Source organism: Bacillus sp. AY2-1, from assembly GCF_008368965.1.
Taxonomy (GTDB): Bacteria; Bacillota; Bacilli; order Bacillales; family Bacillaceae_G; genus Bacillus_A; species Bacillus_A thuringiensis_S.
In genome coordinates, this window is sequence record NZ_QPEL01000045.1 from 1 (window position 1) to 20,553 (window position 20,553).

Genomic DNA, 20,553 nt, shown 5'->3' on the forward strand with positions numbered 1-20,553 from the left:
AAAGAACCAACAAAAGAAGTTGAAGAAGCGAAAGAGGAAGTAAAAGAGCCAAAAGGAAATAATCAGGTTGTTGAAAACGAAGGCAGAACAGCAGATACTTTAAATACACAACATGTTAATAAGACGGAGGAAGGAAAGAAATCTTTACCATCAACAGGCGGTGAAGCTAGCACATCGACTTTACTTTCTGGAATAACACTTGTTCTTTCCGCACTAAGTATGTTCGTATTTAGAAAGAGGTTATTTAAGAAATAAATAACGTTTAATCTTATTATTGTATATAATTAATGTTTGTCTTTTGTGTAATAGATAGAGTAAAACCCCATTCGTATGAAAATTATATTTCATACGAATGGGGTTTGTTAATTTTCTTTTTTCTCTCAGTCATCACGGATTCAGAAGTAATTTGAGGTGCCAATTGTTACATAATCTTTTTTATTTTTTGCGGAACTTCTTTCGTTTGCGAATTAACATCTTCCTTTCGCAGCTCTTTAAATAGCGAAGCAACCATAAGAACGACTACGATAGAAAATGGTAGTGCTGCGATTATAGCTGCAATTTGTAGTGCATTTAATCCTCCAGCTTGTAATAAAAGTGCTGCAATGATCGCGATTGTTAATCCCCATATAAGTTTTAAACTATTTTTCGGTGATAAGCTTCCGTTACTCGTTTGCATTGAAACAACAAATGTTGCCGAGTCGGCAGAAGTAACGAAAAATGTGGCTACTAAAATTAACCCGATAACCGTTAAAAATGTAGAGAATGGTAGGTGCGAAATAACAGCAAATAATCCAATCTCTGTACCATTTTTTGCGATTTCATCAGCTATCCCAAGCGATTGGAACATTTCCATATGGATAGCGGTACCGCCAAATACTGCAAACCAAAATGTACAGATAAGAGTTGGGACTAATACAACTCCAATAATAAATTCTTTTATTGTGCGCCCTTTAGAAATACGAGCAATGAATGTACCGACGAATGGAGACCAAGAGATCCACCATCCCCAATAGAAAATAGTCCAGTTTTCAATCCAAGAAGAAGATTTTTCACTAAATGCTCCTAAATTTAATCCCATACTAGGTAAAGCGCCGATATAAGAACCGAGTGTAGATGTGAAATATTTCATAATAAATACAGTTGGTCCTAAAATTAAAAAGGAGACGAGTAAAATACCTGCGAGAGAGAAATTCAAGTTACTCAAATATTTAATCCCACGATCTAAGCCAGTTTGCGCACTTGTTAAATATAAAACAGCGAAGATAGCTATAAGTACGAGCTGAGTAAGTAAAGTGTTATGAATAGAAGGGAATAAATAGCTTAATCCTCCGGCAATTTGTTGAGCACCAATCCCAACAGATGGCACAATGCCAAATACTGTGGCTAAAACAGCCAAAATATCGACTGTTTTTCCGATAGGAGAATTTTTCGATCGATTAAATAATGGAGTAACTGTAGCCCCAATTGTGCTACCTTTTTGTTTGCGGAATGTGAAATATGCAATTGTTAAAGCAACCATCGCGTATAGTGACCACGGAAAGAGTCCCCAGTGGAAAAATGAATATTGCATAGCGAGTTTGGCGCTTTCCTCTGTACCTGCTTTTCCTGTTAATGGATCTGTAAAATGTGAAATCGGTTCAGCGATTCCATAGAAGAGGAGTCCAATCCCCATTCCTGCTCCAAACAACATGGATAACCAAGATGAATAGCTGTATTTTGGTCTTTCTCCATCTTTACCAAGACGAATAGAACCGTATTTTGAAAAGGCTAAATAAGTAGCTAAAACAAGCATTGTGGTCATAAGTAGAGAGTAAAACCATCCAAATTTATTGAGGATAAATGAGTTTAAAGAAGATGTGATACTTTGTAAATCATGGCCTTGTATCCAGCTTGCTGGTATGACACCCCATATAATAAATAAGGTTGTAAGCAAGATGGAGATATAAAATACACTGTTCTCTTTTTTTATCATAGAATCCCACCTTTATTTAATAAAGTTAACAATTATATTAACCATAACAATTAAGGGGTGAAATGTCAAAAAATTCTCTTTTTAATATTTGTAAAAGGGAATTTTGATTGTTATAAGTTCATAATCAGCGGAGGTTAGATAAAGGAAAGGGTGTTCACGATATGTACAAATTATAGGAAGAAATAATATGAAATATTGCATTTTATATTGTTACATCCAGATTTTATGTTAAATTCTTGAATGGAATATTAAAATAGGGGGCAAGGATATGAACAAGAAATCAAAGATCAATAAAGTGATGCTTAGCATTAGTACAATGGCTTTATCGTTAGGGGCACTTCAAACTCATGCAGTAGCGGAAGAAAAAGTACCGTATAATGTGCTAAAAACGAAACCGGTTGGAATTGAAAAGCCAGTAGATGAAGTTGGGCATGTTTCAAAAGTTGATGAAACCTTATCATTTCAAGAACGTTTAAAAGTAGGCGATTTTTCACAGCGACCAGCATCTATTACGAAGAAAACGGCAGTAAAGCAAGTTAAAGAAAGCTATTCAATGGCTGATTTAAACAAAATGAATGATCAAGAATTAGTTGAAACATTAGGCAGTATTAAGTGGCACCAAATTACAGATTTATTCCAGTTTAATGAAGACACAAAGGCCTTTTATAAAGATAAAGGAAAAATGCAAGTCATTATAGATGAATTAGCTCATAGAGGTAGTACATTTACGAAAGATGATTCAAAAGGAATTCAAACGTTTACTGAAGTGTTGCGTTCCGCTTTTTATCTGGCATTTTATAATAACGAATTAAGTGAATTAAATGAAAGAAGCTTCCAGGATAAATGTTTACCTGCTTTAAAAGCAATCGCAAAAAATCCAAACTTTAAGCTTGGTACAGATGAACAAGATACAGTCGTATCTGCATACGGAAAATTAATTAGTAATGCATCAAGTGATGTTGAAACAGTTCAATACGCATCAAATATTTTAAAGCAATACAATGATAATTTTACTACTTATGTAAATGATCGAATGAAGGGACAAGCAATATACGATATTATGCAAGGGATTGACTATGATATACAGTCGTATTTAGTTGAGGCCCGTAAAGAAGCGAATGAAACGATGTGGTATGGAAAAGTAGATGGGTTTATTAATGAAATAAATCGTATTGCTCTTTTAAATGAAGTAACGTCAGAAAATAAATGGCTCGTTAATAATGGTATTTATTTTGCAAGCCGTTTAGGGAAATTTCATAGCAATCCGAATAAAGGATTAGAGGTTGTTACACAAGCAATGCATATGTACCCACACTTAAGTGAACCATATTTTGTTGCGGTAGAACAAATTACAACAAATTATAATGGTAAAGATTATAGCGGGAATACAGTAGATTTAGAGAAAATACGTAAAGAAGGAAAAGAGCAGTACTTACCAAAAACGTATACATTCGATGATGGATCAATTGTGTTCAAAACAGGAGATAAAGTATCAGAAGAAAAAATTAAGAGATTATATTGGGCTGCGAAGGAAGTAAAGGCACAGTATCACCGTGTAATTGGAAATGACAAAGCATTAGAGCCAGGAAATGCGGATGATGTGTTAACAATCGTAATTTATAATAGTCCAGATGAATATCAGTTAAATAGACAATTGTATGGGTATGAAACAAACAACGGTGGAATTTATATCGAAGAAACAGGAACATTCTTTACATATGAGCGTACACCAGAGCAAAGTATTTATAGTTTAGAAGAGTTATTCCGTCATGAATTTACTCATTATCTGCAAGGGAGATATGAAGTTCCTGGTTTATTTGGAAGAGGAGATATGTATCAAAATGAAAGGTTAACTTGGTTCCAAGAAGGAAATGCAGAGTTTTTCGCAGGCTCTACTCGTACGAATAACGTTGTGCCAAGAAAGAGTATAATTAGCGGATTATCATCTGATCCTGCAAGCCGTTATACTGCAGAGCGCACACTATTTGCTAAATACGGTTCTTGGGATTTCTATAATTACTCGTTCGCATTGCAGTCTTACTTATATACGCATCAGTTTGAAACATTTGATAAAATTCAAGATTTAATTCGTGCGAATGACGTGAAAAATTATGATGCATATCGTGAAAATCTAAGTAAAGATCCTAAGTTAAATAAAGAGTATCAAGAGTATATGCAGCAGTTAATTAATAATCAAGATACATACACTGTACCAGAAGTAGCTGATGATTATTTAGCTGAACATGCAACGAAGTCGTTAACAGCGGTGAAGAAAGAAATTAGTGATACGTTGCCTATGAAAGATACAAAAATGACAAAACATAATTCTCAATTCTTTAATACATTTACATTAGAAGGTACGTATACAGGTAGTGTCACAAAAGGTGAATCAGAAGATTGGAAAGCAATGAGTAAAAGAGTAAATGAATCTTTAGAACAATTGGCGCAAAAAGAATGGAGTGGCTACAAAACTGTTACAGCATACTTCGTCAATTATCGTGTGAATAGCTCAAATGAATTTGAATATGATGTAGTCTTCCATGGAATCGCAAAAGATGATGGAGAAAATAAAGCTCCGACGGTTAATGTAAACGGGCCTTATAATGGAGTTGTAAAAGAGGGAATTCAATTTAAAAGTGATGGCTCAAACGATGAAGATGGAAAAATTGTTTCTTATTTATGGGAATTTGGAGATGGAAGCACAAGTGCAGAAGTGAATCCAGTACATGTATATGAAAGAGAAGGTTCTTATAAAGTATCGTTAAGAGTAAAAGATGATAAAGGAAAAGAGAGCAGAAGCGAAACAACTGTTACGATTAAAGATGGAAGTTTAACAGAATCAGAACCAAATAATCGTCCAGAGGAAGCAAATCGTATCGGGCTAAATAGTACGATAAAAGGTAATCTTATTGGCGGGGACCACACTGATGTTTATACATTTAATGTAGCATCAGCGAAAGATATCGACATTTCTGTTTTAAATGAGTATGGAATTGGGATGACATGGGTACTTCACCATGAATCAGATATGCAAAATTATGCGGCTTACGGTCAAGCTAATGGGAATCATATAGAAGCAAAATTTAATGCAAAACCAGGTAAGTATTACTTGTATGTATATAAATATGATAATGGCGATGGAACATACGAATTGTCAGTAAAATAAGTACTTTTCCAATGTATGTTTAACTTTACTTTTTGTGGAAAATAGTATATTATATAGATATATATAATATCGGTTATTTTCTAGGAGGAGCCTGTCACAATAGGTTTCTCCTGTTCTTTTTTAGAGGCCTGTCTTACAGGCTTTTCTTTAAAGGGTAAATAACTGAAAATTTAGAACAATAATCTTTGAAAGAGGTGGGGCATACACATAACAAAAAAGGGATTGTTTAAGAGAGGGGGATAAGAAATGGCTTTGTTTGGTTATCCACTTGAAACAATTTATTTATACGGATTTATTATTGCTACTATACTCACTGTAATTTATATCTTTTTTGGAGATATATTTGAATCCATATTTAGTTTTGGAGGCGGATCTGTATCCGTTGTTACTTTATTACTTAGTTTTTTCGCCATGTTATGTGGACTTAGTTATATAGGAGAATATTTATTTTCCTTTAATAGTATTCTTATTTTTGGGGCTGCATTTGCTATATCTTTTATCGGTGTATTCATCATGAAAATACTAATTTTAAAACCGATTGCAGAAGCAGAACAAAACACGGTGCAACGTATGGATGAATTCATCGGTTGCAAAGGAGAGGTCATTACGACTATTCCTACAGAAGGGTTTGGTGAAGTATTAATTTCCTCCCAATTTGGAAACAATGCAATCCTAGCTAAAACAGTTGGAAAGAAAGATATTTCGCAAGGAACAGAGGTTATTATCGAGGGAGTCCAAGATGGTGTTTTACTTGTACAGAACATCGCTTATTCTTTAAAGAAACCAAAATTATAAGGGGGAATTTACATGACGATTCCATTAATTATCGGTGGAGTATTACTCGCAATTTTAATTCTACTCATTTTAGTATTCATTACAAAGTATCGAACAGTTGGACCAGATGAAGCATTAATTGTTACTGGAAACTGGCTTGGTGGCGGGAAAAATGTAGTTACCACTGATGATGGAAAGAAGATTAAGATTATTCGTGGTGGCGGTACTTTCGTAGTTCCGATTATGCAAAGAGCAGAGCCTTTAAGTCTATTAAACTACAAATTAGAAGTGGGAACACGTGATACGTATACGAAACAAGGTGTACCGATTACAGTAAATGGTGTTTCTATTATTAAAGTAGGATCTACCATTGAAGAAGTTTCTACAGCAGCTGAACAATATTTAGGAAAAGAAACAGAAGAGTTGAAAATAGAAGCAAAAGAAGTTTTAGAAGGTCATCTACGTGCTATTTTATCTTCTATGACAGTAGAAGATGCCTATAGTAATAGAGAGCAATTCGCTCAAAAGGTACATGAAGTAGCTTCTACAGATTTAAAGAAGATGGGACTTCGCATCGTTTCCTTTACAATTAAAGAAATCATGGATAAGAACGGTTACTTAGATGCACTTGGTCAGCCACAAATTGCGATGGTTAAGCGTGATGCAACAGTTGCAAATGCAGAGCGTGAAAAAGAGGCACGAATTGAAAAAGCTCGTGCTGAGAAAGAAGCAAAAGAAGCTGAGTATCAACGTGATGCACAAATCGCTGAAGCTGAAAAACATAAAGAGTTAAAAGTACAATCTTATAAGAGAGATCAAGAACAAGCTCGCGCAGATGCAGATCTTTCCTATGAATTACAACAAGCAAAAGCGCAACAAGGTGTTACAGAAGAGCAAATGCGCGTTAAAATCATTGAACGTGAAAAGCAAATTGAATTAGAAGAAAAAGAGATTGCGCGTCGTGAAAAGCAATATGATGCAGAAGTAAAGAAAAAGGCAGATGCAGATCGCTATGCTGTTGAACAATCAGCAGAAGCGGAAAAAGTAAAACAAATGAAAAAAGCAGATGCAGATCAATATAAAATTGAAGCGGAAGCAAGAGCACGTGCAGAAGAAGTTCGTGTAGAAGGTTTAGCGAAGGCGGAAATCGAAAAAGCGCAAGGTCAAGCAAAAGCAGAAGTACAAAAAGCACAAGGTACAGCGGAAGCAGATGTTATCAGATTAAAAGGTTTAGCAGAAGCGGAAGCGAAACAAAAAATTGCAGAGGCATTTGAGTTATATGGCCAAGCGGCGATTATGGATATGGTTCTTAACATGCTTCCAAGTTATGCGAAGGAAGTTGCAAGCCCACTTAGCAACATTGATAAAATTACAGTTGTCGATACAGGTGGCGGTGGTAAAAATAGCGGCGCCGGAAAAGTTGCAGGTTATGCGACTGATTTAATGGCAACGATGCAAGAAACATTAAAAGCTTCTTCTGGCATTGATTTAAAAGAGTTATTAGAAGGATTTGCTGGAAAAGGAGCAGTACAACAATTATCAAACGATAAACCTGTTGTATCTGTAGTAGAAGATGCGAAAAAAGAAGTAGAAAAAGATAAAGAATAGTAAAGCGGGAGGAACCTCTAGTAAGTGAGATACTAGAGGTTCTTCAGTGAATTATAATATTTCGAATAATATACATTTTTATATATTGTTTTAATTATTTAATTTATATAGAATGAAAAAGGTATGTATCAATTCTTTATGATGTAGAAAAAGATAGAGAGTCTCATCGATACATTTAAATTGTATTATTTTTATAGAAAGATTAAATGTTAATTAATTACATTTAAAACGGTATGGAGGGGTAGAAGTATGTTTCAAGGGAAATTAAGGAGTAGTAGTTTAAAAACAAAGTTACTTGTATCATTTATTATTATTTTAATTCTTCCAAGTATTGTAATTGGTTGGACGTCTTATCAACAGGCGAAGACGAATTTTAATGAAACGATTTTGAACTCGGCGAAAGATAATATAAAAATTTTGGATAATGTAATTAATAAAGAATTGGATAGTAAAAAAATAGATGCAACTTATTTTACAAAATTATTCACACAATCAAGTTACCAAGCAGATCAAATTCAAAACATACAAAATAAACTAGAAGAATACAATAAACTGCATCCAGAAATGGAAGCAATCTATACAGGATCTAGTAATGGACAGTTTATTCAATCACCAGCTATTCAGATGCCAGATGGATATAATCCTACAGAAAGAGATTGGTATAAAGAGGCAGTGAAGAAAAGCGGAGAAGTAATTGTAACTGCTCCATATAAGTCAAAAACGACAGGTAATATTGTTATTACACTAGCAAAACAAAATGAGGATAAAAGTGGCGTTCTTGGGATTGACTTAATCATTAATGATATTGTTACTACTTCCAAGATGGTTAATATCGGTAAGGAAGGGTATGTAGCAATATTTGATCAAGATAAAAATGTAGTAGCGCACCCGACACTGAAGCCAGGAGAGAAATTAGAAGAGAAACTTAGTAAAGAATTGTATAAACAGGAAGCTGGGGATGTTCATTATTCGTTAGATGGTGAAGATCGTAATATCACTTTTAAAACGAATAAGAAAACTGGATGGAAAATAGCAGGAATTATGCCTTCCAAAGAAATTATCGAAGCGGCTGAACCTATTTTCTATAAAACAATAACTGTTCTTGGAATTTCGCTACTAATCGGTGGGATTGTAATTTACTTCATTATTGCGTCTATTATTAAACCGTTAAAACAACTTGTTATATCATCGAAGAAGATTAGTGAAGGCGATTTAACAGAATCAATTACAGTTCATTCTAAAGATGAAATTGGACAGCTAGGAGAAAGCTTTAACGAGATGGCTACATCGTTACATAGTGTCATTTCCAATATAAACATTTCAGCAAGTCATGTAGCAGCATCTTCAGAAGAATTAACAGCTAGTATGAAGCAGACAAGCGAAGCAACGGAACAAATTACACAGGCGATAGAGCAAGTATCGAGTGGTGCAGAAATACAAACGAAAGAAGTTGAAGAAGGAGCAACATTGTTAGAAGAAGTTACAGAAGGAATTCAGCGTGTTGCAGATAGTTCTTCATTAGTATCTACAGCCTCTATGTATACCAAGAAAAAAGCTGAAAATGGTGGGACGTTAGTTGAAAAAACTGTGAATCAAATGCAATTAATTCATGATTCTGTTTCACAGTCAGACAAAATCATTGGTTTGTTAGACGATAAGTCGAAACAAATTGGAGCAATTCTTGAAGTGATTCAACATATTGCAGAACAGACAAATTTATTAGCGTTAAATGCGGCAATTGAGGCTGCGAGAGCTGGAGAGCAAGGAAGAGGATTTGCAATTGTAGCAGATGAAGTGCGAAAGCTAGCAGAACAATCAGGAAAGTCTTCTACGGAAATTGGAAAACTAGTGAAAGAGATTCAATTTGATATAAAAGAAACAGTAAGCTCTATGAATCAAGTTGGAACAGAAGTACAATCAGGACTTGTAGTTGCAAATGAAACGAAGCAAAGCTTTGCCGAAATATTGAAGTCTACAAATGATACAGTTGTACAAATTGATAGCATGGTAGATGTAGCAAAACAAATGACGGTAGATGCAAAGCAAGTAAGTGCATCTATTAATGAAATTGCAGCTACGATTGAAGAAAATGCGGCAAGCGTTCAAAATATTGCTGGTTCCTCTGAGGAACAATTAGCTTCAGTAGATGAAATAAATGCAGCAGCAGTTCATTTATCACAAATGGCAGAAGAATTACAAGAGATGATTGGTAAGTTTAAAATATAATAAACTGTTAAGAAACGAAGTAGTGCTTATGCTTCGTTTCTTTTTTTATGAAGATAAAAAAGAAAGAAATATATAGTAAGCGTGTTATGATAATAAAAAACTGTATTTTCTTTAAATTCTATCTTTAATTATGTTAGGGGAATGGTTTTGACATTGAAAAAATTAAAACTACAACCGAGAATTACATTAACTATTAGTACACTTATTCTTGTTGTACTTTTGCTAACAAGTTATTTATTTTTTTACATATTATCTGAAACAGTAGAAGAGCAAATTGGTAAAAGGGCCTTGCATGTTGCGAAAACAGTTGCTGCGATACCAGAAATTCAGGAAGCTTTTCAAAAAGAAAATCCAGCTTCTATTATTCAGCCAATCGCAGAAAAAATTCGAATTGATACAGAAGCTGACTTTATTGTAGTTGGAAACAAAGAGGGGATTCGTTATGCGCATCCTGAGCGAGATAAAATAGGAGAAAAAATGGTTGGCGGAGATAATAAAGGCGTTTTATTAGAAGGGAAATCTTATGTTTCGAAAGCTAATGGATCGTTAGGCCCTTCATTGCGTGGGAAAGTCCCAATCCGTAACCAGGAAAATGAAATTATCGGTGTGGTGTCTGTTGGGTTTTCAATGGCTGATATTCATGGAGCAGTAGAATTGTATGGAAAGCGTGTATTTTGGATTACAGTAATAGGTCTTTTAATTGGGGTAATCGGCTCTATATATTTAGCGGGAAGTATAAAAAGAATGATGTTCGGGATGGAGCCAGAAGAAATTTCATCTTTATATGAAGAGCATAGTACAGTGATTCAATCTGTACGTGAAGGGATTATTGTAATCGATAAAAATGGCATGATTAGTTTAGTCAATCAAGCAGCTTATGATATTCTTTCGCTAAATAAACAACAAAATATTATTGGGGAATTTATTTTAAATGTAATTCCTAATTCAACGATACTAGATGTACTTCAAACTGGTGAAGAACAGTTTGACCGCCAATTAAATATAAAAGGACAGGCTGTTATTGCGAACCGTCTACCTATTAAAGTAAAGAATAAAGTAACTGGCGTTGTATCGAGCTTACGTTTGAAATCTGAAATGGATCAGTTAACAGCAGAATTGTCCCAGACGAAGCAATATACAGAGGCATTGCGGGCGCAAACGCATGAATATAATAATTTATTGTATACGCTTTCGGGTCTTATCCAATTAGAATCATATGAAGATGCTTTAGAGCTTATTCATAAGGAAACAGCGGTATATCAAGATTTTGTTCAATTTATTATGAAGCGGATTCAAAATCCATGGCTAGGTGGAATTTTAATTGGATTTTATAATAGAGCACGAGAGTTGAAGATTGATTTTATGCTAGATAGAGAAAGTGGTTTAGACAAATTAAGTCCACATATTGAGAGTAATTATGTCGTTTCTATTTTAGGGAATTTAATTACGAATGCATTTGAAGCAATTGAAAAAAATGAAGAGAATGATAGGAAAGTAAGGATGTTTGTAACTGATATTGGAGAAGAAATATTAATTGAAGTGGAAGATTCAGGGCAAGGGATTCATGATGAAATAATTACTAGCATATTCTATAAAGGCTTTTCGACGAAAGAAGGAGGAGAGCGAGGATATGGATTAGCAAAAGTGAAAGAGTTAGTAGAAGATTTAAATGGAAGTATTGCAATTGAAAAAGGGGATTTAGGTGGTGCGTTATTTATTATTGCACTACCGAAAGAGAGAGGCGAATAGTAATGGGTGAGGAGATTGAAGTATTAATTGTAGAAGATGATATTCGGATTGCTGACATTCATCGTCGTTTTACTGAAAAAATTGAGGGATTTAAAGTAATTGGAACGGCAACGACTGGAGAACAAGCGAAAGAATGGCTAGAGCTTGTGAAGCCACAGCTCGTGTTATTAGATGTGTACTTACCTGATATGCAGGGAACGGAACTTGTCACATATATTAGGAATCATTTGCACGATACAGATATCATTATGATTACAGCGGCATCGGAAACAGATGTAGTGAGGCACGCCCTGCGGGGCGGAGTAACAGATTATATCGTAAAGCCACTAATGTTTGATCGATTTAAAGCAAGTCTAGAAGGCTATCAAAAAAAGATTATACAGTTAAAGAAGAACAATCAATTATCTACGGAACAAATTGAATATTTATGGTCTCAAAGAGGTGTGAAGGGAGATCAAATAGAATATGCCCCGAAAGGGATAGATCCTTATACTTTAGCGAAAGTAAAAAAGCATATGTTAACAGTTAATGAAGAAGGGATTACAGCAGAAATGTTAAGCTCAATGATTGGAGTAAGCCGATCAACGGCAAGGCGCTATTTAGAGTATTTGATATCTGGGAAGAAAGTCCACGCAGAGCTAATATATGGAAGTGTTGGGAGACCGGAGAGACGTTATTTTCTTGCTTCTTCATAATAAAAAACAGTAGAGGATTTTATTTCTTCTACTGTTTTTTTGCATCTTATATTGGAATAATCCCAATTACAATTCCGGTAATTAACATAACCATTGTCGTTCCAACGGCCCACAATAAAGTGAAGCGTTGATGTTCACCGAAATCAACTTTGGCCATTCCGACCAATAAATAAGTGGAAGCGACAAGAGGACTTAATAAGTGAACGGGTTGCCCAAGTAAGGAAGCGCGTCCCATTTCAGCTGCACTAATTCCGTAAGTAGCAGCAGCTTTCGTCAAAATAGGTAATACCCCGAAGTAAAATGCATCATTAGACATGAAAAATGTGAATGGCATACTGAGAAGTGCTGTAATAATTGGTAGTTGTGGTCCAAGTGCATCTGGTATAAGAGTTACTACACTGTTAGCCATTGCATCTACCATTTTTGTTCCAGATAAAATACCAGTGAAAATACCGGCAGCAAATACGAGAGAAACAACTGCTAATACATTCCCTGCATGAGAAGCAATACGTTCTTTCTGTTGCTCTAAGTTTGGATAGTTAATCATAACAGCAATAGCAAAAGCGACTGTAAATAAAACAGGTAACGGCATAACTTCTAGTATGAGACAGACAAGTAATGTGGCGGTTAATAAAAAGTTAATCCATAGAAGTTTAGGACGTTTATGCGCTGTGGCTTCGACAGTTGCAGCTTGCTCATCCATTGTTTGCATTTGTTTTAAATACTGTACATCCATAATTCCTAAACGTTTTCTTTCTTTTTTTCCAAGATAGTAGGCAACGAAAACAACCCAAATTGCACCAGCAATCATTCCTGGAATAAGAGGTGTAAATAATTCGGAAGCCTCAAGTCCAAGTGCGCTCATAACACGAGCTGTGGGTCCACCCCAAGGTGTAAGATTTGTTACTCCCGCTCCTAACATAACAACTCCAGCTAATATGAGTGGGTTCATTCCAAGGCGCTTATATAGTGGATACATTGCAGAAACTGTAATCATGTATGTTGTTGTACCATCACCATCTAAAGAAACGATAATAGTCAATATAGCCGTTCCGACAACGATTTTTAAAGGATCTCCTTTTACAAATTTTAAAATCTTACTAATGACAGGATCAAATAAACCGCTATCAATCATAATCCCAAAATATAAAATAGCGAACATAAGCATAATACCAGTAGGTGCTAATTTTTGAATCCCCTCTAACATCATAGGCCCCATATTGGCATAGAATCCGCCAATTAATGCAAAAACACTCGGAATTAATATTAATGCTACTAGCGCTGACATACGTTTCGTCATAATTAAAAACATAAAGACAAATACCATCGCAAATCCAAGTAGTGCTAACATGTAATTTCCCCCTCAAAAGAATGATTGCGCTTTCAAAATAGAATAAAAATTCAGAAAAAGGTTTTTTATTTATAATAAAAGCATCCATTCAAATGGTAAATAATTTGAAAAATAACATCATTAGAAGCATAATTTTTATTTTGTTCATTTTGTTCACGGTAGTTAATTTGAATTTTTAAAAAGTAAGCTACTCCTCGTAAGAATGGTAGAATAAGATGAAAATAGTGAAGTGTGGAATAGGGAGTAGATTTTATATGAAAACGAGAATTGAAGAGATTTATAGCTCTTATGAAGGAAAAGTAGAGGAGATTTTTATTAATGAATCTTCTTACGTATATGAATGGGAAAAATTACTGATGATCCGAAAAAATGACGGTGAGCTTAAAAAAATTACAGTCGGGATTAGTGGAAATATAAGATTGGTAAATGTAGAAGTTGGACAGGAAATTAGTGCGGATACATTATTAGTTAAGTTAGAAGATGATTTGTTAATTACAGGCTGCGAGTGATGAGAGATGTGTAGAAATAACTACACATCTTTTTTTGTTTCCTATATTACAAAAAGCACATTGTTTTTTCACAAATCTCACACAACCTTTTGGTATTCTTTTCGTGAAGTATACGGTTTCTAGGGAGGAATATTGATGAAAGTAAAATATGTTGTACTTGCTATATGTTTATGTTTCGTATTTACGGTAGTCGGGTGTGGGAAAAAGGAAACAGCAGCTGTTGCTATTGATGAGAAACATGATAAATGTGATATTTGCCAAATTGGGGTAACAGATAATCAATTTGCAACAGAAATCATTTTAGAAAATGGAAAAGCGTTAAAGTTTGATGATATCGGTTGTATGTATAAATGGATGGAGATCAACTCAGATGAAAAGACGAAAGAGAAATTTGTTCGAGATTATGATTCGAAAGATTGGATTTCGTTAGAAGACGCTACTTACGTATATGATAAAACAATAACGACACCGATGGCTTATAATGTCATTTCATTTAAAAATAAAAAAGATGCAGAGAGCTTTGTATCTAACTATAAGGGCAAAGTTCTTTCGTATAAAGAGTTAGCAGAGCATAAATGGGAAATGAATAAAGAGATGATGGGGAAACCGAAAGCAGGAAATCATGGTGGACATCATTAATAATAGAAAAAGACAACTATATAGTTGTCTTTTTCTATTATTACTCAGGTGCAAATATAGAAAAGGTGTAAAATTTTTAGAAGAACGGTTACAATGGAATATAGTAACCTAAAGCAATCATTTATCCCGCATTAACGGGCAGTAAGATCCCCACCTCAAAATTTAGTGAAAGCAAAGAATTTAGGTGGAGATCAACTGCCCGTAAAAGCCCGATTGGTTCAACTAATAATTAGTGGTGGATGAACAAAACCCCCACTAATTAAAGTTTCACTTTATGTACTTTTTAGAAATGTATACAAATGCGGTAAAAACGTGCTAAACTAATTGCTTCATAATGTTAATGATGGGGCCATCAGGCGTATCATTTCAATAGGTTGAGAAACATAGTATAAGCTTAAGATAATCCGATTAAAGAAGGAATCTAAAGGGCTTATGGATAAATGTACTCAAGAAGAGTTATTGTATGTGATGGAGGAATGGTTAAGAAAACATTATCTTTCATAGGAGCTGTAGTTGTGAGAAAACAAAAAATTTTATTATGTATTTTATTAGGACTTTTAATGACGGTAGTGGCTTGCGATAAGCAAGAAGAACCAGAATCGAAACCGGTTCATGTGAAAAATGAAAAGAAAAAAGAGAAGCATAAAGAACAGGAAGAATCTAAAGAAGAGAAAAGTATAAATTTAATGGACAAACAGTTGTTACTTTCAGCTACTCTTGGAGACACAGAGACAGCTATGAAGTTGATTCAGGATGGAGCGAATATAAACGTAGAAGGTGACAACGGAGAAACGCCTGTCCTTGCAGCGACGTACCAAAATCATGTAGAGACAGTTAAAGCATTAATTGGTGCAGGTGCTAATATTGAAATTAAAGATGAGAAAAAAAGTAATCCACTTCTTTATGCAAGTAGAGAAGGATATACGGATATTGTAAAAGTATTAATTAATGCAGGAGTTAATACGAAAGAAACGACTAAGTCAGGTGGAACAGCACTTATTTCTGCATCTGAGCGTGGCCATGTAGAGGTTGTTAAAGAATTATTAGAGCATACAGATATTGATGTGAATTATAAAAATGAACGTGGTGGAACAGCGCTATTAGAAGCAATTGTATTAGGAAATGGTAGTGAAAACCATAAGAAAGTAATTCAATTGCTTATTGATCATGGTGCAGATGTAAATATGGCTAACAAGGAACATCTGACGCCACTGCAATACGCTGAAAAAAGAGGTTTTAAAGATATTGTAAATATGTTGAGGGTAGCTGGAGCGAATGAAGTAGTACAGCCACAACAACCAGTAGAGTAACAAACGAAAAATAATCCCATTTAGATAGACAGAATGAAGAAATCAGTTAGTATGATGGATTCAGTAATGTGTATTTGAATGGGATTTTTGTTTTGAACATGAAAAATAGATTATGAATGGATGGTATATGGGGTAAATAAGGAGGATATAAATGACTCTCTGAGAACTTGATTTAATAGTAATTCAGGCAGAGGTTTTATTTGTTCATAATCAAGTAGGAAAAATGAAATATGTAAATGAACAAGGAAATACGAAAGCACCACGTTTTTTTCTTGGCAGAACTCGTGAAGGGGGTATAACGAGATATCATTGTAATGTGGATGATGAAACGGTAAGTAAGATTGAGAAGTTAATTCGAGAACCTTCAAAGCATATAGAGATAGCAAAGATTATTAATGTATTAAATGAAGAAAGAACAGTGGAAAATATTTGGATGGGTCCTGCTTTCATGTTTACTAGTAATTTACATAAGCCGACTAGAACAATACAAATAACGGAGAAGAATAGAGAGCTTTTACGAGAAAATTTTCCTAATCTAATAGAACAGATGGAATGGAGGAAACCTTATTTTGCAATTGTAAAAAATGAAAAGGTGGTTTCTGTTTGTTGCAGTGCCAGAAGTACCCCCGTAGCTGCTGAGGGAAGTGTGGAAACTTTAACCGAGTTTCAAGGGAATGGATATGGTACTGATGTTGTTACAGCTTGGGCCATAGCAATACAAGAGGAAAAGCGCATTCCACTTTATAGTACTTCCTGGGATAATTATGCCTCACAAGCAGTTGCGAGAAAACTAAAACTGATTGACTATGGAATGAATTTGCATATCACTTGAATTTTAAAGATAGTTGTTGCGTTCTGTTGGAGTTCATTCATATATCTAGATTATTGTAAAAAGTAATGTGGTGAATATTAACACTCGATTAACACCTAATTAACAAACTATCAAAACTGGCTTAATAAATGAGTAATATAGTAAAGGTAACAAAATAACTAGGGTAGAGAACATTTGAGAACACCCGCTTACATATAATGTGCCGCTTTCTTAGGTGTGCTCTATTCCCTAGAGTTCAAATAAGGAGAAAGGCGTTCTATGTAAGTAGGTGTTTTTAGTTTGGATAAAAATAGAACAGTTAGGTGGAATGAATGTTTAAAGAACCTTATATTGCGATGATAAAGGATTGGAAAGGATACAAAGCATACAAACAATTGCCGAAAACAGTTTTTCTTATGACGGGTTCAATGCTGGAATTACCAGAGCGTGTATACGAATTGCAGAAACATGGACATGATGTATTTCTTCATTGTGATTTTATACAAGGCTTAAATACGAATACAGAGGAAGCGCTTTTGTATATTCAAGATGTTATCGGGGCACAAGGTATTATTTCAACAAAGGGTTCGACAATTCGAAATGCTAATAAAATTGGATTGAAAACAATTCAACGTATTTTTATTGTAGATACTTTATCCCTTACTAAATCAATTGAAAATTGTAAAACGACTAAACCAAATGCAGTAGAGATTATGCCGGGGATTATGCCTTCTATAATTAAACAGCTAGCAGAGGAAATAGAGTTTCCTATTATTGCAGGCGGGCTGATTCAAACGCGAGAAGATGCGGAAATTGCAATTCGTGCAGGAGCAAGTGCGATTTCAACAAGTCATTATGAAGTATGGATACAAGAAGAAAAAAGGAGTGCAACCTTGTGATTGAATTGAAAAATGTTTCAAAGGTATATAAAAATGCAAAAGAGACGGCGGTTAAAGGCGTATCGGTTCATATTAAGAAGGGCGAATTTTTTGTTTTAGTTGGACCTTCGGGATGCGGGAAAAGCACATTATTACGAATGATTGCTGGCTTAGAAGAGATTTCTTCGGGAGATTTAATTATTAATGAACGTGTTGCAAATGATATAGAGCCGAAAGACCGTAATCTATCAATGGTATTTCAAAATTATGCATTATATCCACACTTATCTGTAGAAGAAAATATTTTATTTGGACTTAAGGTAAGAAAAGTACAAAAAGAAGAGCGACAAAAGCGATTAATGGAAGCTATTGAAATGGTAGGACTGAAAGAGTATGTGAAAATGAAACCAGGCCAATTATCAGGCGGACAAAGACAGCGTGTTGCACTTGCCAGGGCAATTGTGAGTCAAGCACCAATCTGTTTAATGGATGAACCACTTTCGAATTTAGATGCAAAATTACGTGCGCAAATGAGAATTGAAATTAGAGAAATTCAGCAGCGATTAGGAATTACGATGATTTACGTTACCCACGATCAAATAGAAGCGATGACTATGGGAGATCGTATCATGGTTTTAAATAAAGGAAGTATACAGCAAGTTGGAACACCACTTGACATATATAACGAACCAGCAAACGAATTTGTTGCAAGCTTTATAGGTTCTCCTTCTATGAATATAAATGATGGAGAAGTAGATAAAGAAAAAGGTGTATTACATATAGGGCAATTGCAAATTCCATTATCTATTGGACAGTTAAAGCAATTACCAGAAGGAATAATTCGTATAGGCATGCGTCCTGAGCATATTGCACTGTCTGAGGAAGGACAAGAAGTGACGCTGCAATCTGTAGAAGTATTAGGGAATGAATCTATATTAAATTTTGCGGTAAATGGAACAACTTGGAGTGCGAAAGTCATCGGACAGTTACTCCTGAACAAAGGTGACAAAGTAAAATTATTATTCTCGCAAGAAAAGTTATGCTTCTTTAACGAAAACACGAATGAACGCTTAAAAGTGGTAGCTGAAGAAGAGTTGAAAGTGGTGGCGAAATAATGATCGAAGTAAGTAAGTTACCAGTTCAAACAAAGGTGTCAAAAAAGAAAAAATTATGGGAGAGAACGAAAGATTTAAGAATAGGATTATTGTTTTTGGCGCCATCTATTTTGTTATTTTCGATTTTTCTGTTCTATCCATTGTTTAGGACGATTTATTATAGTTTTTATTTAACCGATATACATGGAGAAGCTAATCTCTTCGTTGGCTTAGAAAATTATCAATATTTATTCTCTGATCCAGCCTTCTACAAAAGTATAAAATCAACTTTATTATTTGTTTTATATACAGTTCCTACGAGTATTATATTTGCTTTGTTTCTTGCATTGATTGCAAATGGAAAGGTAAGAGGTATTGGGTTATTCCGAGTTCTGTTTTCTTCGACGATGGGAATATCAGTAGCTGCTAGTGCAGTGATTTGGCTATTTTTATTTCATCCAAGTGTAGGATTATTTAATAATATATTAGCCTCTATGAACCTTCCTGCAATCGCATGGTTAACGAGTCCGGACTGGGCACTATTCTCTGTATCAGTTACAACAGTTTGGGTGAATACAGGTTTTGCATTTTTAGTTATATTAGGTGGTTTACAAAATATTGATACGTCTTTATATGAGAGTGCATCTATAGATGGTGCTAGTTATTTATATAAGCTTCGCCGTGTTACATTACCGATGCTATCGCCAACTTTATTCTTTATTGTAACAGTAACATTAATTAGTGCGTTCCAAAGCTTTGGACAAATTGATATTTTAACGCACGGTGGACCAAATGATGCAACGAATTTAATTGTGTACTCGATTTACAAAGAGGCGTTTGTGAATCATCAATTTGGAACAGCAAGTGCACAAGCGATGGTATTATTTGTTTTCATTTTCGTTGCTACATTACTTCAATTTAAGTTTGCTGAGAGAAAGGTGCATTATAAATGATTGTTAAACAGTGGAAACAAAATTTCCTATTATACATGCTACTCATTATTAGTGCAGTGATGGTGTTTTTTCCTGTACTGTATGCATTTTTAATAAGCTTTATGACACCAGACGATATTCAAATGAGAAGGTTATTTCCGACCCAGTTTACTTTTGATAATTTCATTAATATTTTTCAAAAAGTACCGCTTTTTACATACTTATATAACAGTTTAATTGTATCGACAGTCGTTATGATTGGACAACTTATCGTATCAAGTTTAGCAGCTTATGCTTTTGTTTTTCTTCAGTTTAAAGGGAGAAACTTAATTTTCTTCCTGTTTATTTCAACGATGCTTATTCCGTGGGAAGCAACGATGGTGCCTAACTTTTTAACGATTCAAAACTTTGGCTGGATCAATAGTTTCGCCGGGATGACAGTGCCGTTTTTTGCAACAGCTTTCGGTATTTTCTTGTTACGCCAACATTTTATGACACTCCCGAATGAACTGAAAGAAGCTGCTTTTATTGAAGGGATTGGAAATATAAGATTTTTATTCAGCGTTGTAATACCGTATTGTAAAACGAGTTTTATTACGCTTGGAGTATATAGCTTTTTAACAACATGGAATATGTATTTATGGCCACTTTTAGTGACCACTGATGAAAAAGTAAGAACAGTGCAAATCGGTGTAAAGCAGCTTCAGTCTCAAGAAGTTGCAACTGATTGGGGAAGTGTAATGGCCGGTGTTACGGTTATCGTTATTCCAACATTGATTTTACTATTTTTAGGACAAAAACAATTACAACAAGGATTAACAAAAGGTGCAATTAAATAA

The 20,553-nt window shown here is 34.6% G+C and carries 17 protein-coding genes; 15 read left to right on the top strand and 2 right to left on the bottom strand.

Annotated features, from left to right (window positions below):
- Positions 1-255: LPXTG cell wall anchor domain-containing protein (locus DN403_RS12045; protein WP_098425614.1), on the top strand; the 255-nt coding region annotated here is incomplete at its 5' end.
- Positions 256-421: 166 nt separating this feature from the next.
- Here DN403_RS12045 and opuD read toward each other — a convergent pair.
- A complete protein-coding gene (gene opuD, locus DN403_RS12050; protein ID WP_000591601.1) occupies positions 422-1,972 on the bottom strand; it encodes a glycine betaine transporter OpuD in 1,551 nt (516 codons plus the stop codon).
- A 268-nt stretch (positions 1,973-2,240) separates the two neighbouring features.
- Between opuD and colA the strand changes: the two genes are divergently transcribed.
- From colA to DN403_RS12080, 6 genes are all read left to right on the top strand, one after another.
- Entirely contained in the window at positions 2,241-5,138 is a 2,898-nt protein-coding gene (gene colA / locus DN403_RS12055) for a collagenase ColA (RefSeq protein WP_001036431.1), read from the top strand.
- A 246-nt stretch (positions 5,139-5,384) separates the two neighbouring features.
- The gene (locus DN403_RS12060; RefSeq protein ID WP_001173143.1) at positions 5,385-5,933 is read left to right on the top strand and encodes an NfeD family protein; all 549 of its coding nucleotides are present in this window, start codon (positions 5,385-5,387) and stop codon (positions 5,931-5,933) included.
- A 12-nt stretch (positions 5,934-5,945) separates the two neighbouring features.
- Positions 5,946-7,520 (top strand): flotillin family protein, encoded by a 1,575-nt coding sequence (locus DN403_RS12065; protein ID WP_000154996.1) that lies wholly within the window; start codon positions 5,946-5,948, stop codon positions 7,518-7,520.
- Positions 7,521-7,769: 249 nt separating this feature from the next.
- The gene (locus tag DN403_RS12070) at positions 7,770-9,746 is read left to right on the top strand and encodes a methyl-accepting chemotaxis protein (RefSeq protein ID WP_000486200.1); all 1,977 of its coding nucleotides are present in this window, start codon (positions 7,770-7,772) and stop codon (positions 9,744-9,746) included.
- A gap of 141 nt (positions 9,747-9,887) precedes the next feature.
- The gene (locus tag DN403_RS12075) at positions 9,888-11,495 is read left to right on the top strand and encodes an ATP-binding protein (RefSeq protein WP_149185493.1); all 1,608 of its coding nucleotides are present in this window, start codon (positions 9,888-9,890) and stop codon (positions 11,493-11,495) included.
- A 2-nt stretch (positions 11,496-11,497) separates the two neighbouring features.
- Positions 11,498-12,190 (top strand): response regulator, encoded by a 693-nt coding sequence (locus DN403_RS12080; protein WP_000503468.1) that lies wholly within the window; start codon positions 11,498-11,500, stop codon positions 12,188-12,190.
- 46 nt (positions 12,191-12,236) lie between these two features.
- On the opposite strand, the gene DN403_RS12085 is transcribed toward DN403_RS12080, so the two are convergent.
- Complete coding sequence (locus tag DN403_RS12085) at positions 12,237-13,541, bottom strand: CitMHS family transporter (protein WP_000880475.1); 1,305 nt, start codon at positions 13,539-13,541, stop codon at positions 12,237-12,239.
- Between the two features lie 254 nt (positions 13,542-13,795).
- On the opposite strand from DN403_RS12085, the gene DN403_RS12090 reads away from it, so the two are divergent.
- From DN403_RS12090 to DN403_RS12125, 8 genes are all read left to right on the top strand, one after another.
- Positions 13,796-14,050, top strand: coding sequence for a hypothetical protein (locus tag DN403_RS12090; RefSeq protein WP_000857378.1), 255 nt, complete (start codon positions 13,796-13,798; stop codon positions 14,048-14,050).
- 135 nt (positions 14,051-14,185) lie between these two features.
- A complete protein-coding gene (locus tag DN403_RS12095) occupies positions 14,186-14,689 on the top strand; it encodes a nitrous oxide reductase accessory protein NosL (RefSeq protein WP_000865665.1) in 504 nt (167 codons plus the stop codon).
- A gap of 440 nt (positions 14,690-15,129) precedes the next feature.
- Positions 15,130-15,999: an ankyrin repeat domain-containing protein gene (locus tag DN403_RS12100; protein WP_000287334.1), complete on the top strand. Its 870-nt coding sequence runs from the start codon at positions 15,130-15,132 to the stop codon at positions 15,997-15,999.
- Positions 16,000-16,222: 223 nt separating this feature from the next.
- On the top strand, positions 16,223-16,831 hold the full coding sequence (locus DN403_RS12105) for a GNAT family N-acetyltransferase (RefSeq protein WP_086398177.1): 609 nt from the start codon (positions 16,223-16,225) through the stop codon (positions 16,829-16,831).
- Between the two features lie 311 nt (positions 16,832-17,142).
- Positions 17,143-17,709, top strand: a complete 567-nt coding sequence (locus tag DN403_RS12110; protein ID WP_000472005.1) for a glycerol-3-phosphate responsive antiterminator — start codon at positions 17,143-17,145, stop codon at positions 17,707-17,709.
- Positions 17,706-18,803 carry an ABC transporter ATP-binding protein gene (locus DN403_RS12115; RefSeq protein WP_000571393.1) on the top strand — a complete coding sequence of 366 codons (1,098 nt, stop codon included), beginning with the start codon at positions 17,706-17,708 and terminating at the stop codon, positions 18,801-18,803. The genes DN403_RS12110 and DN403_RS12115 overlap by 4 nt, the downstream gene beginning before the upstream one ends.
- Entirely contained in the window at positions 18,803-19,735 is a 933-nt protein-coding gene (locus DN403_RS12120; RefSeq protein ID WP_000573797.1) for a carbohydrate ABC transporter permease, read from the top strand. The genes DN403_RS12115 and DN403_RS12120 overlap by 1 nt, the downstream gene beginning before the upstream one ends.
- Positions 19,732-20,553, top strand: coding sequence for a carbohydrate ABC transporter permease (locus DN403_RS12125; protein WP_000635946.1), 822 nt, complete (start codon positions 19,732-19,734; stop codon positions 20,551-20,553). The genes DN403_RS12120 and DN403_RS12125 overlap by 4 nt, the downstream gene beginning before the upstream one ends.

Coding starts and splice junctions, on each gene's coding strand:
- opuD (WP_000591601.1), bottom strand. CDS start 1,972: ATGATAAAAAAAGAGAACAGTGTATTTTATATCTCCATCTTGCTTACA.
- colA (WP_001036431.1), top strand. CDS start 2,241: ATGAACAAGAAATCAAAGATCAATAAAGTGATGCTTAGCATTAGTACA.
- DN403_RS12060 (WP_001173143.1), top strand. CDS start 5,385: ATGGCTTTGTTTGGTTATCCACTTGAAACAATTTATTTATACGGATTT.
- DN403_RS12065 (WP_000154996.1), top strand. CDS start 5,946: ATGACGATTCCATTAATTATCGGTGGAGTATTACTCGCAATTTTAATT.
- DN403_RS12070 (WP_000486200.1), top strand. CDS start 7,770: ATGTTTCAAGGGAAATTAAGGAGTAGTAGTTTAAAAACAAAGTTACTT.
- DN403_RS12075 (WP_149185493.1), top strand. CDS start 9,888: ATGGTTTTGACATTGAAAAAATTAAAACTACAACCGAGAATTACATTA.
- DN403_RS12080 (WP_000503468.1), top strand. CDS start 11,498: ATGGGTGAGGAGATTGAAGTATTAATTGTAGAAGATGATATTCGGATT.
- DN403_RS12085 (WP_000880475.1), bottom strand. CDS start 13,541: ATGTTAGCACTACTTGGATTTGCGATGGTATTTGTCTTTATGTTTTTA.
- DN403_RS12090 (WP_000857378.1), top strand. CDS start 13,796: ATGAAAACGAGAATTGAAGAGATTTATAGCTCTTATGAAGGAAAAGTA.
- DN403_RS12095 (WP_000865665.1), top strand. CDS start 14,186: ATGAAAGTAAAATATGTTGTACTTGCTATATGTTTATGTTTCGTATTT.
- DN403_RS12100 (WP_000287334.1), top strand. CDS start 15,130: ATGTACTCAAGAAGAGTTATTGTATGTGATGGAGGAATGGTTAAGAAA.
- DN403_RS12105 (WP_086398177.1), top strand. CDS start 16,223: ATGAAATATGTAAATGAACAAGGAAATACGAAAGCACCACGTTTTTTT.
- DN403_RS12110 (WP_000472005.1), top strand. CDS start 17,143: ATGTTTAAAGAACCTTATATTGCGATGATAAAGGATTGGAAAGGATAC.
- DN403_RS12120 (WP_000573797.1), top strand. CDS start 18,803: ATGATCGAAGTAAGTAAGTTACCAGTTCAAACAAAGGTGTCAAAAAAG.
- DN403_RS12125 (WP_000635946.1), top strand. CDS start 19,732: ATGATTGTTAAACAGTGGAAACAAAATTTCCTATTATACATGCTACTC.